This window comes from Sphingomonas sp. LC-1 (assembly GCF_025371035.1).
GTDB lineage: Bacteria > Pseudomonadota > Alphaproteobacteria > Sphingomonadales > Sphingomonadaceae > Sphingomonas > Sphingomonas sanguinis_E.
Genome location: NZ_JANZXB010000009.1, coordinates 180279 through 195547 on the forward strand (window position 1 = coordinate 180279; position 15269 = coordinate 195547).

16 protein-coding genes are annotated in these 15269 nt (G+C 65.5%); 15 read left to right on the plus strand and 1 reads right to left on the minus strand.

Annotated features, from left to right (window positions below):
• Positions 1–8: 8 nt before the first annotated feature.
• From NZL82_RS14015 to NZL82_RS14025, 3 genes are read left to right on the plus strand one after another with little or no spacing between them, the layout of a single operon-like run.
• The gene (locus NZL82_RS14015) at positions 9–446 is read left to right on the plus strand and encodes a phage tail tube protein (protein WP_261270369.1); all 438 of its coding nucleotides are present in this window, start codon (positions 9–11) and stop codon (positions 444–446) included.
• Between the two features lie 12 nt (positions 447–458).
• Positions 459–779 (plus strand): hypothetical protein, encoded by a 321-nt coding sequence (locus NZL82_RS14020; RefSeq protein WP_261270370.1) that lies wholly within the window; start codon positions 459–461, stop codon positions 777–779.
• Positions 776–1216: a gene transfer agent family protein gene (locus NZL82_RS14025; RefSeq protein ID WP_261270371.1), complete on the plus strand. Its 441-nt coding sequence runs from the start codon at positions 776–778 to the stop codon at positions 1214–1216. The genes NZL82_RS14020 and NZL82_RS14025 overlap by 4 nt, the downstream gene beginning before the upstream one ends.
• 115 nt (positions 1217–1331) lie before the next feature.
• Here NZL82_RS14025 and NZL82_RS14030 read toward each other — a convergent pair whose 3' ends face one another.
• Positions 1332–1598 (minus strand): hypothetical protein, encoded by a 267-nt coding sequence (locus NZL82_RS14030; protein ID WP_261270372.1) that lies wholly within the window; start codon positions 1596–1598, stop codon positions 1332–1334.
• Between the two features lie 284 nt (positions 1599–1882).
• Between NZL82_RS14030 and NZL82_RS14035 the strand changes: the two genes are divergently transcribed.
• The 12 genes from NZL82_RS14035 to NZL82_RS14090 all read left to right on the plus strand — a co-directional run bounded on the left by NZL82_RS14035 (position 1883) and on the right by NZL82_RS14090 (position 15121).
• Positions 1883–5422 carry a tape measure protein gene (locus tag NZL82_RS14035; RefSeq protein WP_261270390.1) on the plus strand — a complete coding sequence of 1180 codons (3540 nt, stop codon included), beginning with the start codon at positions 1883–1885 and terminating at the stop codon, positions 5420–5422.
• 7 nt (positions 5423–5429) lie between these two features.
• Positions 5430–6041, plus strand: coding sequence for a hypothetical protein (locus NZL82_RS14040; protein WP_261270373.1), 612 nt, complete (start codon positions 5430–5432; stop codon positions 6039–6041).
• Positions 6038–6694 carry a hypothetical protein gene (locus NZL82_RS14045; RefSeq protein ID WP_261270374.1) on the plus strand — a complete coding sequence of 219 codons (657 nt, stop codon included), beginning with the start codon at positions 6038–6040 and terminating at the stop codon, positions 6692–6694. Before NZL82_RS14040 ends, NZL82_RS14045 begins: the two co-directional genes overlap by 4 nt.
• Positions 6691–7098, plus strand: coding sequence for a DUF6950 family protein (locus tag NZL82_RS14050; protein WP_261270375.1), 408 nt, complete (start codon positions 6691–6693; stop codon positions 7096–7098). The genes NZL82_RS14045 and NZL82_RS14050 overlap by 4 nt, the downstream gene beginning before the upstream one ends.
• Positions 7098–9674: a phage tail protein gene (locus NZL82_RS14055; RefSeq protein ID WP_261270376.1), complete on the plus strand. Its 2577-nt coding sequence runs from the start codon at positions 7098–7100 to the stop codon at positions 9672–9674. Before NZL82_RS14050 ends, NZL82_RS14055 begins: the two co-directional genes overlap by 1 nt.
• Positions 9674–10255, plus strand: coding sequence for a hypothetical protein (locus tag NZL82_RS14060; protein ID WP_261270377.1), 582 nt, complete (start codon positions 9674–9676; stop codon positions 10253–10255). The genes NZL82_RS14055 and NZL82_RS14060 overlap by 1 nt, the downstream gene beginning before the upstream one ends.
• A complete protein-coding gene (locus NZL82_RS14065) occupies positions 10252–12891 on the plus strand; it encodes a hypothetical protein (RefSeq protein ID WP_261270378.1) in 2640 nt (879 codons plus the stop codon). Before NZL82_RS14060 ends, NZL82_RS14065 begins: the two co-directional genes overlap by 4 nt.
• Positions 12892–12941: 50 nt before the next feature.
• Positions 12942–13430, plus strand: coding sequence for a hypothetical protein (locus NZL82_RS14070; protein ID WP_261270379.1), 489 nt, complete (start codon positions 12942–12944; stop codon positions 13428–13430).
• Positions 13427–13747 (plus strand): hypothetical protein, encoded by a 321-nt coding sequence (locus tag NZL82_RS14075; protein WP_261270380.1) that lies wholly within the window; start codon positions 13427–13429, stop codon positions 13745–13747. Before NZL82_RS14070 ends, NZL82_RS14075 begins: the two co-directional genes overlap by 4 nt.
• 28 nt (positions 13748–13775) lie before the next feature.
• Entirely contained in the window at positions 13776–14279 is a 504-nt protein-coding gene (locus NZL82_RS14080) for a TIGR02594 family protein (protein WP_261270381.1), read from the plus strand.
• The gene (locus NZL82_RS14085) at positions 14276–14707 is read left to right on the plus strand and encodes a hypothetical protein (RefSeq protein WP_261270382.1); all 432 of its coding nucleotides are present in this window, start codon (positions 14276–14278) and stop codon (positions 14705–14707) included. Before NZL82_RS14080 ends, NZL82_RS14085 begins: the two co-directional genes overlap by 4 nt.
• Before the next feature lie 135 nt (positions 14708–14842).
• The gene (locus NZL82_RS14090; RefSeq protein ID WP_191864451.1) at positions 14843–15121 is read left to right on the plus strand and encodes a hypothetical protein; all 279 of its coding nucleotides are present in this window, start codon (positions 14843–14845) and stop codon (positions 15119–15121) included.
• Positions 15122–15269 lie beyond the last annotated feature (148 nt).

Below are 15269 nucleotides of genomic sequence, written 5' to 3' on the forward strand. Positions count from 1 at the left end.
GAAGCACGATGGCGAAGAAGCTTGGCAACGATTACCTGCTGTGGGTCGAAAGCTCGACCTCCGGCACGTATAACCTCGTGAAGGGGCAGCAGACCCTTTCCATCTCGCGCGACGCGGGTTCCATCGACACGTCGACCAAGGACGACGCCGGTTACGGCACGTCGGCCCCTGGCTTGAAGTCGCTGAAAATCTCGCTCGACATGATCCCGAACCTGCCCGACGCCAACGGCTACACGCGGCTGGAATCGCTCTGCAACGTCGCGCCCGCCGTGCCGTTCAACATCCAGATTCGCAAGGGCGGCGCGTCGGGCGGCAATGCCGACGTGGTCTTTGCCGGTCAGGTTTACGGCAACCTCGACAGCACCGAGTTCGGCCAGAACGACGCCGTCAAGGCGAAGGGCGCATTTTCGGCCGCCGCCGCGCCGACCACCGACATCCTCGGTTGATAGGAGCCCACCATGGAAATCACGATTGGCGGCAAGGCTTACCGCACCCGCAAACCCTCCGACCTCGACAAGGCGCTGCTTGGCACCACCGGGTGCAGCGCCGCCGAGATCGCGTCCCACCTGGGCGGATGGCCCAGCGCTGGCCGCATCGCCTCGGCGCTGCATCCGTTCCTGCCCGACGATGCCCCTTCGGCCCCGGAACTGGCGCAGGCCATCGCCGCGTCCGAGGATGGCCCTAAAATCCTCGTCGCGGTGAAGAAGCTGTATGCGGCCGATGAGGAAACGGCGACCGCCGCCCCGGCCACCGCGTCGAAGCCGAGCAAGACGGAATGAGCGACGCCGCGAACGACATTCGCGGCGAGGTCGACCTTGTACTGGACGGGCAACGCTTCGTGCTGCGCCCGTCCTATACGGCGATCAAAGCCATGGAGAAGAAAACCGGCCGGGCACTGATCGAACTGGCGCAGTTGGCCGAACAGGGCGCGATGACGCAGGAGCATCAGGCGATCGTCGTGACGGAGTTGGTCCGCGCCTGGGGGCGCGAATTGGCCGAAGACGAATATGCCACCGCCGAACAGAAGATGATGATTACCGCCGCCCGGTCAGCGAACGCTGACACGATCGGCGAACTGCTCTACCCGGTCGGCGTGATGGAGGTGCAGCCGCGCCTTCAAATCGTGCTGGGGCTGGCACTGACGGGGGGATGCCTGCCGTCGGGGGAAATGAAGCCGACGGCGACGACGACGCCCGAGATCCCCGTCGGCGATTGATGGGCATTGCCGCTGCGGCGTTCGGGTGGACGGCGGCGGAGTTTTGGGCATCGACCCCTCATGAATTTTGGGCCGCGTTCGAAGCTTGGAAGGCGATGAACACCAAGCCTGACGATTAATCGCACTTCGGCAATTCAATCGGCTTTTCGCCCGGCGCGACGGGCATCGCGGCGAGGTCTTTCCTCAATTGGCGACATGCTCGCGCGGTATCGACCATCGCCTTCGCTGTGGCCTTGTTTCGGTCGTCTGCCTGCCGCTGCGATGACTGGTAGCTCGTCACGAGCATCCAACCCAATCCGGCCAGGATGATCGGCAGCCAAATAATCATCGCCAACTGCATGGCGGTGACCGGCCGGGCGAATCTTGAGCGCTGATTTTCCATAGGAAGGAGCCTCCATGGCAGGCACCACCGACGTCAAGTCCCTGATGCTCCAAGTGGACGCGTCGGTTGAACTGCTGCGGAGGAACCTCCAGCAGGGGCTGCGCGACATCGGCGCATTCGAACAGTCGGCCAACCGGACCGCCGGGCAGGTCGACCAGCGCTTGGGCCAAGTCGGCCGTAGCTTCAATCTCAGTGCGCCGATTGCTCGCACGCGCGCCGAAATTGCGACGATCGGGACCACTGCGGACCGTGTCGAGCGACAGGTTCGCCAATCGACCACCAGTATGCGGACCGCTCTGCTGGCGTCGACGGCGGGCCTTGGGGCGGCGTTCAGCGTCAACCAGGTCAAGGAATATGCCGACGGCTATACCCGCTTCACGAACCAGTTGAAGGTTGCGGGTTTGGAAGGCGCTGCGCTCGGCAAGACGCAGAATGACCTATACGGCATCGCGCAGCGCTACGGCGTCCAGCTTGAATCGGTGGGCGGCCTTTATGGTCGCCTGACGCAGGGCGCGAAGGAATTGGGCGCGTCGCAATCCGATTTGCTCCGCTTCGTCGGCGGCGTAGGCGCTGCCCTTAAGGTGCAGGGTGGCGACGCAGCGTCGACCTCGGGCGCGATCCTGCAGCTTACCCAGGCGCTGGGCGGCCAGATTGTCCGGGCAGAGGAATTCAATTCGATCAACGAGGGCGCGCGGCCGATCCTTCAAGCCGTGGCGAATGGCATTGACCGTTTTGGCGGCTCGGTCGCGAAACTGCGCGGCGAGGTTATCGAAGGCAAGGTAACCAGCCGCGAGTTCTTCGAGGCGTTCCTCAAGGGATCGGCCCAGCTCGAAGCGCAGGCGTCGAAGGCCAATTTCACCATCAGCGCGTCGTTTCAAATCCTGAACAATGCGCTCGGCAAATATATCGGCGAGAGCGACCAGGCGTTCAGTGCGTCGGAGCGGGTCGGCGGCGCGATCGTCAGCATCGCGAACAATCTCGACACCATCGTCCCGGCCCTAACGACCATCGCTATCGCCTATGGCGCAACGAAGGCGGCCGGGCTGGCATTCGGCGGCGTCGCTTCCGTCATTGCCACGGTCGCCCAAGCGGACCGCGCGTTGGCGGAACAGGTGCTGCTTGGGAATGCCTCGTTCGTCAGCCGGTCGGAACTGGCAGCCAATTCCGCCCGTCTCGTCGCGGCAACGGATGCTGAAGCGGTCGCCAGCATTGAGGCGACGATCGCGGCCCGGCAGGCGGAACAGGCCACCCCGCGCGAGCAGATCGCGGCGGAGCGTGCCTTGGCCGCCGAACGGCGGGCGCAGGCGGTCAATCTGGCGGCGCAGAATGTCGGCGGCGGCAATCGTACCGCGTTGCTTGCCGCGCAGCGCAAGGCCGAGAATGACGCATCGTTCGCGACACAGCGACTGACGACGGCACGCCAGCGCCTTGCGGTGGTGGACGCTGAATTGGCGGTTGCTGAAAGCAGTGTGGCTGGGGCGCATGAGAAAGCCGCCGCATCGGCGGCGATAGCGGAGGCGGCAACTGCGCGCGCGACGATCGCGGCGCGGGCGGGCGCGGCGGCATCGCGACTGTTCGCCGGTGCGCTGACGTTGATCGGCGGCTCGGTCGCGGGGGGCGCTGCCGTGCTGGCGATCGGCGCGCTCGTCGGTGCAGTGCTGATGTACCGGAACGCTATGCAGGCGGCCGAAGACAGGAACCGCGCCACCGCTGCGGCAATGAAGGAGACCTCCGAGGCGAGCGTCACCCTCAATCAAGATTTGAGGCTGATGGCACAGGCAGGTGCGTCCGCCGCCTCCGGGCTGACGCAAGTCGGTGCAAATGCGGCTTCCTCGACCGGTCAAATGCTTACGTTCGCGGGGGCCGTTGGCGAGGCAGCTGAGAAGCTGCGCCAGTTGGCGATAGCACGTCGTAACGAACAAGTTCTGGACCTCGCTACTAAGTCGGTTGCAGCGGAGCGCCGCGCAAATGAGGCGCAGGCGCGCATCAACGCTCGGCGTCCATCAATCACGGCTGTCAGCGGTGGTTCGGCCATGTCCGTTGGTGGGCCCGGCGAACTTTCTGCGGCGGATCGCCAGGCAAATGCGAATGACGCCCGTATCGTTTCCGAGAACCGCGCGCTTCAACAGGCGAATTATCGGCTGGCGCAGCGAGCGGCAAATCTTCCACTGGCGGGCCGCATCAGGGAAAGCGACCGGGTAGGCGGGCGCGATGTGGACGGCGATTTGGCCCGAGTCACGCGCGACCTTGTCGTGGCGCGCGAGCGTGGCATTCGCTCGCAGATCGACGCCTTGGAGGCGCAGAAATTCGAACTGACGCAGTACAAGAAGTACCGGAAGGACGGCCTGTCGCCACAGGCCGCATCAGATGCGGCGAGCGGGGATGCCGCCTCCTTCCGTAATGCGTCTTCCGGGGCGCAGGGTGACCGCGACGCACGGACGAACCGCACCGCGCGCAACAAGGCGGACCGCGAGGCGCTGGCGGCGTCAAAGCGCCAAGCCGCCGAGGTTCGCGACGCGGCGGCTGATACCCGCGCATTTGCTGCGGGCGAGCGCCAAGCGAACAATGACATCGCGGCGGCGCGCGCGGAGTTGACGAACTCCGCGGTCGAGCGCGCGGCGATTGAGAAAGCCCGGATCGAGTCCGAGCGCCAAAGCCGGAACGAAGAACTGGCAGAGCAGGCCAAGCAGGGCCGGTTCGGTGACGGGGATACAGGCCAGCAGCGCTTGAAGACGTTGCAGGGGCTGAACGATCAGCGGGCCGCGCTCGAAACGCAAGTGGTCGACGCGCGCGAACGGCAGCGGATCGCCGACGAGGCGTTAGCGCTCGCCAATGCCGATCGGACCAACCAGACCGACCTGCTGCGCGCACAATCGAACCTCGTCACCTCGGCTTCGGAGCGTCGCGACCTCGAACGCCGCATCCTCGCCATCCAGTATGACGAAGAGCGGGCGAAGCTGGACGGGGTGATAGCCTCTCGCGAAACCACTGACGCGGAAAAGGAAATCGCTCGCCGTCGCAAGGCCATGTTGGGCGACCTCCAGGCAGCCGACGAAAAGAACGTCGACCGGCAGAACGCCGGGCCGCTCGATCAGTATCGCCAGCGCATTCAGGCCGCCACCGGCGACATGAAGGAGGCGCTAGAAAGCGTCGAGGTCAACGGCCTCGAATCGCTGGAAAGCGGGCTCGCCAGCATCATCAGCGGGACGGAGGATGTCGGCTCCGCCTTCAAGAAGATGGCGCAAAGCATCATCGCCGACTTGGTGCGGATCGGCATTCAAAAGGCCATTCTCTCGGCGATCGGCGGAAGCCCGTTTGGTTTCCGTGATGGTGGATCACTGTCGAGCGTGCCCGGTCGGGCTGACGGCGGTTCGCTGGGCGGTCTTATCAGCGGCCCAGGCAATGGGCGGTCCGACAGCATCCTTGCGCTGCTGGGCGGGCCCGGCGGTGGCGCTGTGCGGCTGTCCAATCGTGAGTTCATCATGAACGAGCGAGCAGTGCAGTATTACGGTGCCGACACCATGGCCGCGATCAATGGCCGCCGCCTGCCGCGCTTCGCCGATGGCGGATCGCTCTCCGCGCCCTCGATGCCGGGCAACCTTTCCGTGGCCCGCGCGCCGTCGCTGGCGTCGCTGGCGAGCGACGGGACGGCGGGAGCGAACGGCAATGTCACCGTGTCCATCGCCCTGAGCGATGACCTTGATGCTCGCATTGATAATCGGGCGGCCGGGGTGGCGGTGCAGGTCGTGCGCAACAACGCGCCGCAGATTGTCGAGGCTGCGACCGTCGCGACCGTCGCGACCCTCAACCGCTCCAGCCTGTAGGACTGCCATGGCCCTCATCATGCCGCCAGCGGACCTTCCGCTGAAGAACGTCAAATGGCGTCTGCCGTTCGCCGCCCAGGTCAACCGATCGGGGTGGACCGGCACCACGAAGACCGTGGGATTGCCAGGCGCGGCGTTCTGGACCGTCAGTGGCAATTTCCGGCTGCTGATCGGCGAGGATCGGGCAAAGCGGTGGCGGGGGTTCTTCGTCAGCTTGAACGGGCCCGTCCACCGCTTCCCCGTCGTCGCGATCGAGAACGCCCGACAGACCAGCGCGGCGAACCCGACCGTGCGGGGCGGCGCGGGAAGTGGGAACACCCTGCCGTTGCAGGGCTTGCCGGGCGGTCAGACGGTATTGGTCACCGGCGACCTGATGACGGTGTTTCTGCCGAGCGGGCACCGTCGTCTGGTCTGCCTGACGCAAGACTTGGTCACCAACGGCCAGGGGCTCGCTACCGCCGTCTTCGGCCCCGAACTCGGCGAGGTGCCGGCGACTGGCGCGACGGTCGAAATCCAGCGTCCCTATGCCGTGGTCGCGCTGACCAGCGAGCCGCCCGGTTGGGATGTCGAACCCGGCCAGCTCTATCAATTCGCGGTGTCGGCGGAGGAACGCAAATGAGCCGCCCCGACGCAGCCGCATCGGCGGCGCTAGACGCCCAGGTCATCCGCCCGGTATTCTTCTGCTATCTCGACATCGTCGGAGATCCACTGCGCGCCTGCACGGCTGGCCGGAGCTATGGTTTCAGCGGGACGGGCGATACCGACCTTGACGGGTTCACCTTCGACGGGATCGACCCGACGGTGGTGGACATCGGGCCTGTCCGAAACAAGGACGGCGGCTCCGACGCGGTCACCGCGAAGCTTTCCGGTCTCGTCGCGCTCGACGCGGACCTGATGAACATCATCGGCAATAAGGCCAACTGGCAAGGCCGGACCGCGCGCCTATGGCGCATGATCCGCGACGAGGGCGGCAACCAGCAAGGCGCGGTCCAGCACTATTACACCGGCTGGATGACGTCGCTGACCATCGGCGGCTCGCCCGAAAACCAGACCATCAACCTGACGATCGAAAGCTATCTGGCCGCCTTCAGCAAGGAATCGGGCCGGACCTATCAGGATCAGGAAACCTTCGATCCCGGCGACCAGTCGGCGCGCGCCTCGATCGCGGTCGCCAACGGGATGAGCGGCAGCCCGCTTGTCAGCAACACCCCCACGCAAAACCCCTACGCCGGTGGCGGCGGCGGAATGGGAAACCGAATGGAGGCGCTATGATCCGGTTGCCCGATTGGGAAGCGCGCCTGCACGACTATCTGGCGGCGCATGAGGGTGCGGTTTTCGCCTGGGGCGTGACGGATTGCGCGCTGTTCGCGGCCGGTGCGGTCGAGGCGATGACGGGCACTGATCCGGCGGCTTCCTACAGGGGGCATTATTCCAGCGCGGCCGGATCGGTGAAGGCGCTGCGCCGCTATGGCGCGGGGACGCTTTCGGACACCATTTCCGCCGCCTTCCCCGACCGGGCGACTGGTCACGCGCGACGCGGCGACCTCGTCATGGTCGATGACATGGTGGGCATCTGCATCGGGACGGATGCCGTCTTTGTCGGGGAAGAGAATGGCGTCGCCGGGCTGGTCCGCTACCCGCGCGCCGAGTGGGCGCGTTGCTGGGGTGTTGGCTGATGGCGAAGGCGCTCAAGATAGCCGGTGCCGTCGTCGCGGTCGCCGGGCTCGCGATCATCACGGGCGGCCTTGCGGCTGGTGCGTCGCTAAGCTTCATCATGTCGGCCGGGTTCGGCGTTGGCAGCCTGACGGTCGGCAGCCTGATCGCGGTCAGTGCGGTGCTGAATACCGCCGGTTCGTTGCTATCGCCGAAGCCCAAGGCTCCAGCCGCCAGCGAAGCGAACGCCAATCGGCTGAGCGTATCGATGGAGTTGCGGGCGTTCCGCAAGACGGTGGTCGGGTCCACCGCCATGGCGACGGACTTGCGCGATCAGGAATGGTCCGCCGACCAAAGCCTGCTGCACCGCTTCATCGTGTCGGCCAGTCATCGCTGCCAGGCCATTCGGGAAATCTGGTTTGACGACAAGCTGGCGTGGACCGTCACGGGTGGCGTCCAGGCGCCCTATATCGGCTATCTGTCCGTCACGCCGATCCTTGAAGGGTCCGCCGCCAACGCGATCAACATCGGTTCGCGCATGGGTTCCTCGCGGCGCTATACCGGGCTGGCGTATGTCTATCTCCGGTACAAGCTGACCGGCAACGACAAGAAGGCGGAAAGCCCCTTCGCATCCGCCATCCCGTCGCGCGTGACGATCGTGGGCGATGGCGCACTATTCTATGACCCCCGCCTCGATTCGACCGTTCCCGGCGGGTCGGGCTCGATGCGGGCGGACGATCAGAGGACTTGGGCATGGAATGCCAGCGCGTGCCGAAATCCGGCACTGGCGCTCCTGTTCTTCCTGCTCGGCTGGCGCATCCAGAACCCCACGACCGGCGCATGGAAACTCGCGATCGGCAAGGGCATCCCGGCGGCACGCATCGACCTGCAAAGCTTCATCACCGCCGCCAATCTGTGCGACGAGCCCGTGACACGCGCCGATGGCACGACCGAGCCCCGCTACCGGGTGGACGGCATATGGAGCGAAGGCGACAGCCCCGGCTTGGTGCTCGACAACCTCAAGGCGTCGATGAACGCCGTGCTGGACGATGCCGACGGCAAAATCCGCATCACGGTCCTGCACAATGACCTTGCCACGCCGATCGGCGACCTCACCACGGCCGACGTCCTGGGCGAGTTCACTTGGCTCCAGACGCCGCCCCTGACCGATTCCATCAACGTCATTCGCGGCGGTTACACCGATCCTTCGGCGAACTCGCTCTATCAGCTTGTCGACCTGCCCGAGGTATCAATCCCGAGCCCGGACGGCATCGAGCGCGCGCAGACGGTGAACCTGCCGCTCGTCCAATCGCCGGGCCAAGGCCAGCGGCTGTTCAAGCTGCGCCTCGGGCGGGCGCTGTATGGCGGCACCTTCACGGCCATCTTTCAAGCGACGGCGTGGAAATTCCAGAAGGGCGATGTCATCCGCTTCACCTTCCTTCCGCTCGGTTGGGATAAGAAGCTGTTCCGCATCGCCGACGTGGCGACTCAGGTTGATGGCACGGTGCCGATGATGCTGCGGGAAGAGCATCCCGACATCTACGCGGCCTATTCGAATGAAGCCGCCGCGATCAAGGCCGCCGCACCGACCACCTATGACCCGTCGTTGTTCCCGGTGCAACAGGGCATCGCCCAGGCGGGTCAGTCGGCCGTTTGGAGCCAGGTGGCCGACGATAACGGCAAGCGTCCGCAGGACGGCGCTACGGTCGGCGCACCGACTGGCACACAGGTCGGCGGCCGCAAGGCCGAGGACGTGGTTTCGGACCTCAATCAGAACATCATCAACGTCGCCAACGAAATGGTCGTGAACGGCACCTGGCGCGCCAATACCGACGACATCATTTTCGTGGATGGAAAGCCTGTCCGCCAGGTGGTCGAGCAGTTGGGGGTGACGGACGAAAACCACACCCTATTCATCACCCAGCTACAGGAAGTGGATTCCAGCACCGGCACGGCGAAGTTCGTGAACGTCGCCAATGCGGACGGCAATATCGTCGGCATGGAGGCGCTTGCCGGGGGCGGGATCAACCAGCTTAGCTTCGTCGCTGAACGCTTCCTGTTCGTGGATAATGGCGGGGGCAATGCCATCGTCGCCCTGTCTTACGACACCACGGACAAGGTGTGGCGGCTGGGCTCGATCGAGGCCACCCGGATCAAGGCCGACACGATCGTTACCCGCCACCTCGTCTCTTCCTCCATCAGTCAGACGCGGGTCGCCCCTGTCGGAACCAGCGTTTCGATTGCCCGGAACGCCACTGTGACGGTCGCCACCGTGCCGATGACGAAACAGGAGCCGGATAGCGTCATGAAGGTGACGTTCTTCGGCATGTTCCAGTCGGACGACGACATTCAGATGACGTGTAGCGTCGATGTGGATGGGGCCACTGTGTACCCGGCAGGCACGATCAACAACGTGTTCGATAGCACGCAGAGCAAGGCGCAATCGACCATCACGCCGTTCGTCTACATCTCTGACCTTCCGGCGGGGGATCACACCTTCAAGTTCAATGTGACCAATCAAGAGGTCGATAACATCGCCCTGATCGTCAAAGCCGGGTCGGCCATGGAAGTCCTCGAACAGAAAAGGCCGCTTCTCTGATGGCTGACCAGACGCTTACTCCGCAGAACGTCGCGGACTTCGTCGCCGTCTGGCAGGCGTGGGGCGCAAGCGTTGACCAGTTCAACGCATGGATGATGGGCACCGCGACCGGCGGGCCGAACGGGGACGGTCGCTACCCGCTGACCAACCGGAGCAACCAGACGGTGCTAGTCATGTGCCCGGCCAAGCTGGCGACGCTTGTCCCGACCGGCCAGCCCTTTGACTGGGCCTTCGATTGCTACAGCCCGCGCGAGATGGTCCGGGTCGCCACCGGCCTGTCGCCGCTGCGCGCGCCGCGCGTGCTGATCCTGTCGGAAATCCGGGCTTCGGTGATCGTGGCCGATATGTCGCCGGCGCAGACCTACGGCATCAGGATCAACGTCCGGGTGGCGGGCACCTCGATCCTGTCCGCGCCGCTCCGCATCCTGCCCGGTCAGCTTTCGAGCAAGGCGGACGGCACGCCGCAACCCACGATTTCGACGCCGCGCGTCCCCGACGACGCGCTGGTCAGCATCGATGTCGAGGCCGAGGGCTCCGGCGCGCGCGGCCTGGTGGTCTATCTGAAGGGGAATTACGAATGATCCTCCAGAACCGAAAGCCGCGCGTGCCGCTGCGCGTCGACTTCCTGCGCGGCGACTATCAGGCGAACAACGGCGCGTTCACCTCCGTCATGTCGATGAAGGAAATCGAGATCGCAGGCCCCGGCGGCGTGTCTGCGGGGCCGGACGGCAAGCTGTATGTCAGCCCCGCCGGGCAGCCGCGTATCGTGCCAGGCGTCGGGTTCCTGCGCGAACCCGCGTCGAAGAACCTACTGTTCATGCGCAACGCCGCGCCGACCTCAACGGAAGGTTGGGCGCTGCTTACCGGCCGTCCGGCCGGGGCGACCATCACGCTGGTCGATGACATGCAGGCGCTGCGCGCGGCGGGCATCTTCGACAGCCTGCTGACGGCGGGCCTGATGAACGGCAAGGTCGTGCGGCTCTACAACCCGAGCGCGGACACCGAATTTGCCGTGCCGTTTTTCGGTGCGAATGGCGGCGCGTTCGCGATCAGCGCCTATGTCCGGTGCCCGACCGGCGGGGGGTATATCACGGTCACGGGTGGCGGCGGGCAGACGCCAATCTTCACCGGGGCGGTGTGGCAGCGCGTCGGCCGCCTTCACACCGCCGGGCAGCAAGGCCGCCTCGTCGTTCGCCCGCAGTCCGAGGTGCTGGTCATTCTCGCCCAGGCGGAAGCGGCGCGCATTACGAGCCCGATCATCACCTATGGTCAGCCTGTCGCGCGCGGCGGCGACCTGTTCGAGGTGCGGGGCCGCAATCTTTTCGATCAGCCCCATACGATCCTCCTTGAGGCGGAAATCGCGCAGCAGAACAATATCGAGCGCACGATGATCCAGCTCGGCAATGCGAGCGGCGAGGTCATGACGGTCGCGCGCACCACCGACCACGCGCTGACCGGAACGCTCTGGAACAGCTACAAGCGGCCTTGCGTGCCTCGCCTCTATGGGCCGGGCAAGGTCCGCATGGCGCATCGGATCGGCGCGCGGGGCCAGACGATCGCGGCAGCCGGGCTTTGCGCCCATGCACCGTTCCTGCCCCCGCCCGAGCGGCTCGACCGGCTATCGGTCGGCGCGCGGCTGGACGGCACGTTGCCGATGTCGGGGTGGATACGCTCGATAGAGATCATTGGAGAGGTCGGCGACGACGATCTGGAGGCGCTGGTCGCGAACGATAACGACGCCTTCCTGCCCGAGGCGCGCCGCTATGTCAGCCCGAACGGGGACGACAGCGCCGACGGGCGAACCCCGGCCACCGCATGGAAGACGCTCGCGAAAGCGGGGGACATCACGCAATTCTGGCCCGGCACCCATATCTTTTTGGAACGCGGCGGCACTTGGAATGAAACGCTTCTGACTGCCAACCGCGCCACCTATCGGCCCTATGGTAGCGGGGCGCTTCCCAAGATCGGGGTGGGCCAGACCTATGCGCTGGACGAGAACGCGGCCAACGACTTCCGCCTTCAGCAAATCCATATAACCGGGGCAAAATCGCGGGGCGTCAATTGCTACGGTGCAAGCGGCGTCATGATTGTGGATTGCGAGGTATCCGGCAACGGCTCGCTGACCGACGACAATGCCATTGGCATTGCGATCCGGGGCAACACGCGCCGCGCCGAGTCGGAATTGCTGGCCAAGCCTGCGGCGGTCAACGTGACCGAATATTCGACCAGTGAGGCAGCCCTGACCGGCACATTCGTCGCGCGGTGCATCAAGGCTGGCACGGGCTCGCAAATGCAGTGGCAGGTGTTCCGCCCCGACGGGTCGCTCATCACCATCACGCAAGCCGATGGGACAGTGATCCGCGTCCTGACGGGCGGCACCCGCTTCTCCGGCGGAGGTATCGTCCTCAACCTATCCGGTACGGGCGCGGTCGGCGATGAGGTAAAGGTCAGGGCGAAGCCGTTCAGCGAAATCGCCCTTCCCGGTAATGCGCTGGCCGAAGACGTGCTTATCGAGCGCTGCCATATCCATGACAATATTGGGAAAGCCGCAGGCGACGCGCTGTACATCGAAGGCGTCGGCGGCTTGTGCCTCGTCATCGGCAATCTCATCCCACCGCCTCGGGGCGTGGCCGCTGACTGCATTCAGATCGGCCGAAACAATCGCTTCTACGTTGCGAACCCGGCTCACGCGATTGTGCGCAATAACCGCGTCGCGGCGTTCACGGGCGGCGGCAAGGGTGCAATCGTCGTCCTTTCAGAGTCGTGCCTGATCGAAGGCAACCACATCCGAGGGCATAACTTCTGCATCTCGCTCAACCCCCTGACCTTCGCCGTCGTCCGGTGGAATTATTGCTATGAAGCCAACCTCTATAATTACTCATGGGGGATCGGCGTCGGATCGGACTTCGACTGCTACGACCTCGCAATCTACGAGAACGTCATCGTCGGCTGCAATCGCGCCGTGACCTTCTCGGGGAATGGGAACAGCACCTTCACGCTCGAAGGGCGGGTTGTCCGGTTCCAGTATCGCAGCCGCGTCGCCGTCAATGACAACGACGTTCAGGATTGCCCGGTCGGCGTCTTCATCGATCGGCCGACCGGCGGGCGCGTCCAGTTCAACCGCTTCAAGAACGTGCCGCTTCAGATTGATCGCCGCACCCAGGCCCTGCCGCCTGGGGACGCCGAATTGCGCATTTCCCACAACCAGGCAGCGTGAGGAACCCCATAGATGGAAGCTTTCCGCTTTGCGGCCGTCGAGGTCGCGAAATGACGACGCTCGGCCATGTCATCAGCACGGCGGCCATATGGTGCCTGATGCTGACCGGCGCGCGTTTCGGTGTCGCGTCGGTCCAATGGCTGGGGCCCGCCCGCCGGGCGCTCTGGCGCTTGCTCCGGTGCCGCGAACCCGGCCGGGAGCAATGTCGCACCGCGTTTCGCGCGACGATCGAGCGGCTTCATGTCAACCTGCGCCGCGCAATGACCGCGCCATGGTCGGCCTCGCTGCTGTTCGTCGGGTCCGCGCTGATCGGCTTCGGGTTCACGTTCGGGTGTGCGGGCGACATGGCCAAGCTGATCTCGCGCTCGCCGCAGACCTGGCAGACCTTCGACGTGGTGACCGACTGCATCGCGGCCGCCATGGCGGTGACGGGCATGGCCTTTGTCCAGGCCGTCACCGCCACGCATCGCACCGTCAGCCTCATGGTGTCGATCGGGCTTGTCATCACGGGGCTGGGAATTGGAGTGGTGACGCTGTGAAGGACTGGCAGCACTATGGCATCGGCGTGTTCGCCGTTGCGGCGGGGCAGTGGCTGCGCATCGGGCAAAAGATCGAGGCGAAACAGCCGGTGACATGGCGTGACATCGCCGTCCTGATCTCGCTTCTCCCCGCCTTCGGCGCGCTCGGCGGCGCGGCGGCCCAGCATTTCGGCTGGCCCCTCTGGGCCTATCTGACCGTCGCGATCTCCAGCGGGTGGCTGGGTTTCGGCGCGATGAAGTTCGTGCTCGGCGCGGCGAAGACCATCCTGGGCACGATCGCGGGCATAGCCTCGCAGAAAGACAAACCGGAGGCCTGACGCCTCCCCCATCACTAGGAAATCGATGATGACCGAACCAACGTGGCTGACTGCCGCGCGGGCGAAGCTTGGCGTACGCGAGACGCCCGGCCCCGCGAACAATCCGACCATCATGGGCTGGGCTAAGACGCTCGGTGCCAAGGTGCTGGGGATCGTCTTCAATGCGGACAGCGTGCCGTGGTGCGGGCTATTCGCGGCCAAGTGCATCGCCGAGGCGGGCCTGACGCCGCCACCGATCGCGATCCGGGCGAAAGCCTGGGCGAGCTGGGGCAAGCCCCTGGCGGCGTCGGCGCTGGCGCCGGGCGCGGTGCTGGTCTTCGAGCGCGCTGGGGGCGGTCACGTCGGCTTCTATGTCGGCGAGGACGACACCGCCTATCGCGTGCTCGGAGGAAACCAGTCGGACGCGGTGACGATCACGCGCATCTCGAAAGAGCGGTGTATCGCGCGGCGCTGGCCCGCTGGCCTGCCCGTGATCGGCAAGCCGGTTCGCCTGTCTGTCGCCGGGCAACCGCTATCGGTCAACGAAGCGTGATCGCGCTGAAGCTGGTCCGCCTGTGGCCCTTCGCCGCCGTCGCGGCGATGGGCTTATGGGTCGCCCGCGTCGACCATCTGCGCGCCGATTACCGGCTGACCCTGACCAATGAGCGGGCCGCGTGGACCGAGAGCATCGCCGCCGCCGACCGGGCCCGCATGAATGCGCAGGCCGGTTACGCCGACCGGCTGGCGAGCGCCGCGCAGGGATACGCCGCCGACCTCGCCAACCGGCAACCCATCATCCTCCGATCCAGAGACACGGTGACGCGCTATGAACAGACCGATGCTGGCCGGGCTTTGTGCCTTGCTGCTTACCGCGTGCGGGGAGCGGCCGAGGATCGCAACGCCCTCTTTGCCGACCCTTCCCGACCGACCGAAGGCGGCGGCGGACGCGTGCCGCCCATTCCCGCTGACGACCCAGGCTGACGGCAGCATGTCGAGCGCGGACGCCGAGCGGGCCATCCGTAATGGCGACATCGCACTGGCCGCCTGCGAGGCAAAGCGCCTCCTTTTGTGGCGCGCCTGGCCAACCACTTCCCCGACCCCTCGAAAGGACTGACCATGGCTGACCTTTTCTCTTCGACTGCGGACACCGTGTCGAACCCCGCAACGCGCGCCGAAGTGCTCACCCCGAGCGACACGGCCGACCTGCCCGACATCCCCAAGGGCATCTATGTCGGCACCGGCGGGACGCTCGTGATGATCGGCATTGGCGCACCGGCTGGCGCGACCACCGGCAGGACGTGGAAAAATGTGCCGAACGGGGCAATCATCCCCTTCCGCGCCCGCCGCGTTCTCGCGACGGGCACCACCGCCGCCGACATGCTGGCGCTCTACTGATGCCGGGGCTTGGCATTGGCCTGGGCATCGGCCTAGGCGGCAGCGCGGGCGGCGGGCCGGGTCTTTCGGCCAACAAGACCACCTATTACACCACTATTTCTCAGGGTGCGCTGATTGCGTCCCTGACGGATCCTTTCGGTACCGGATC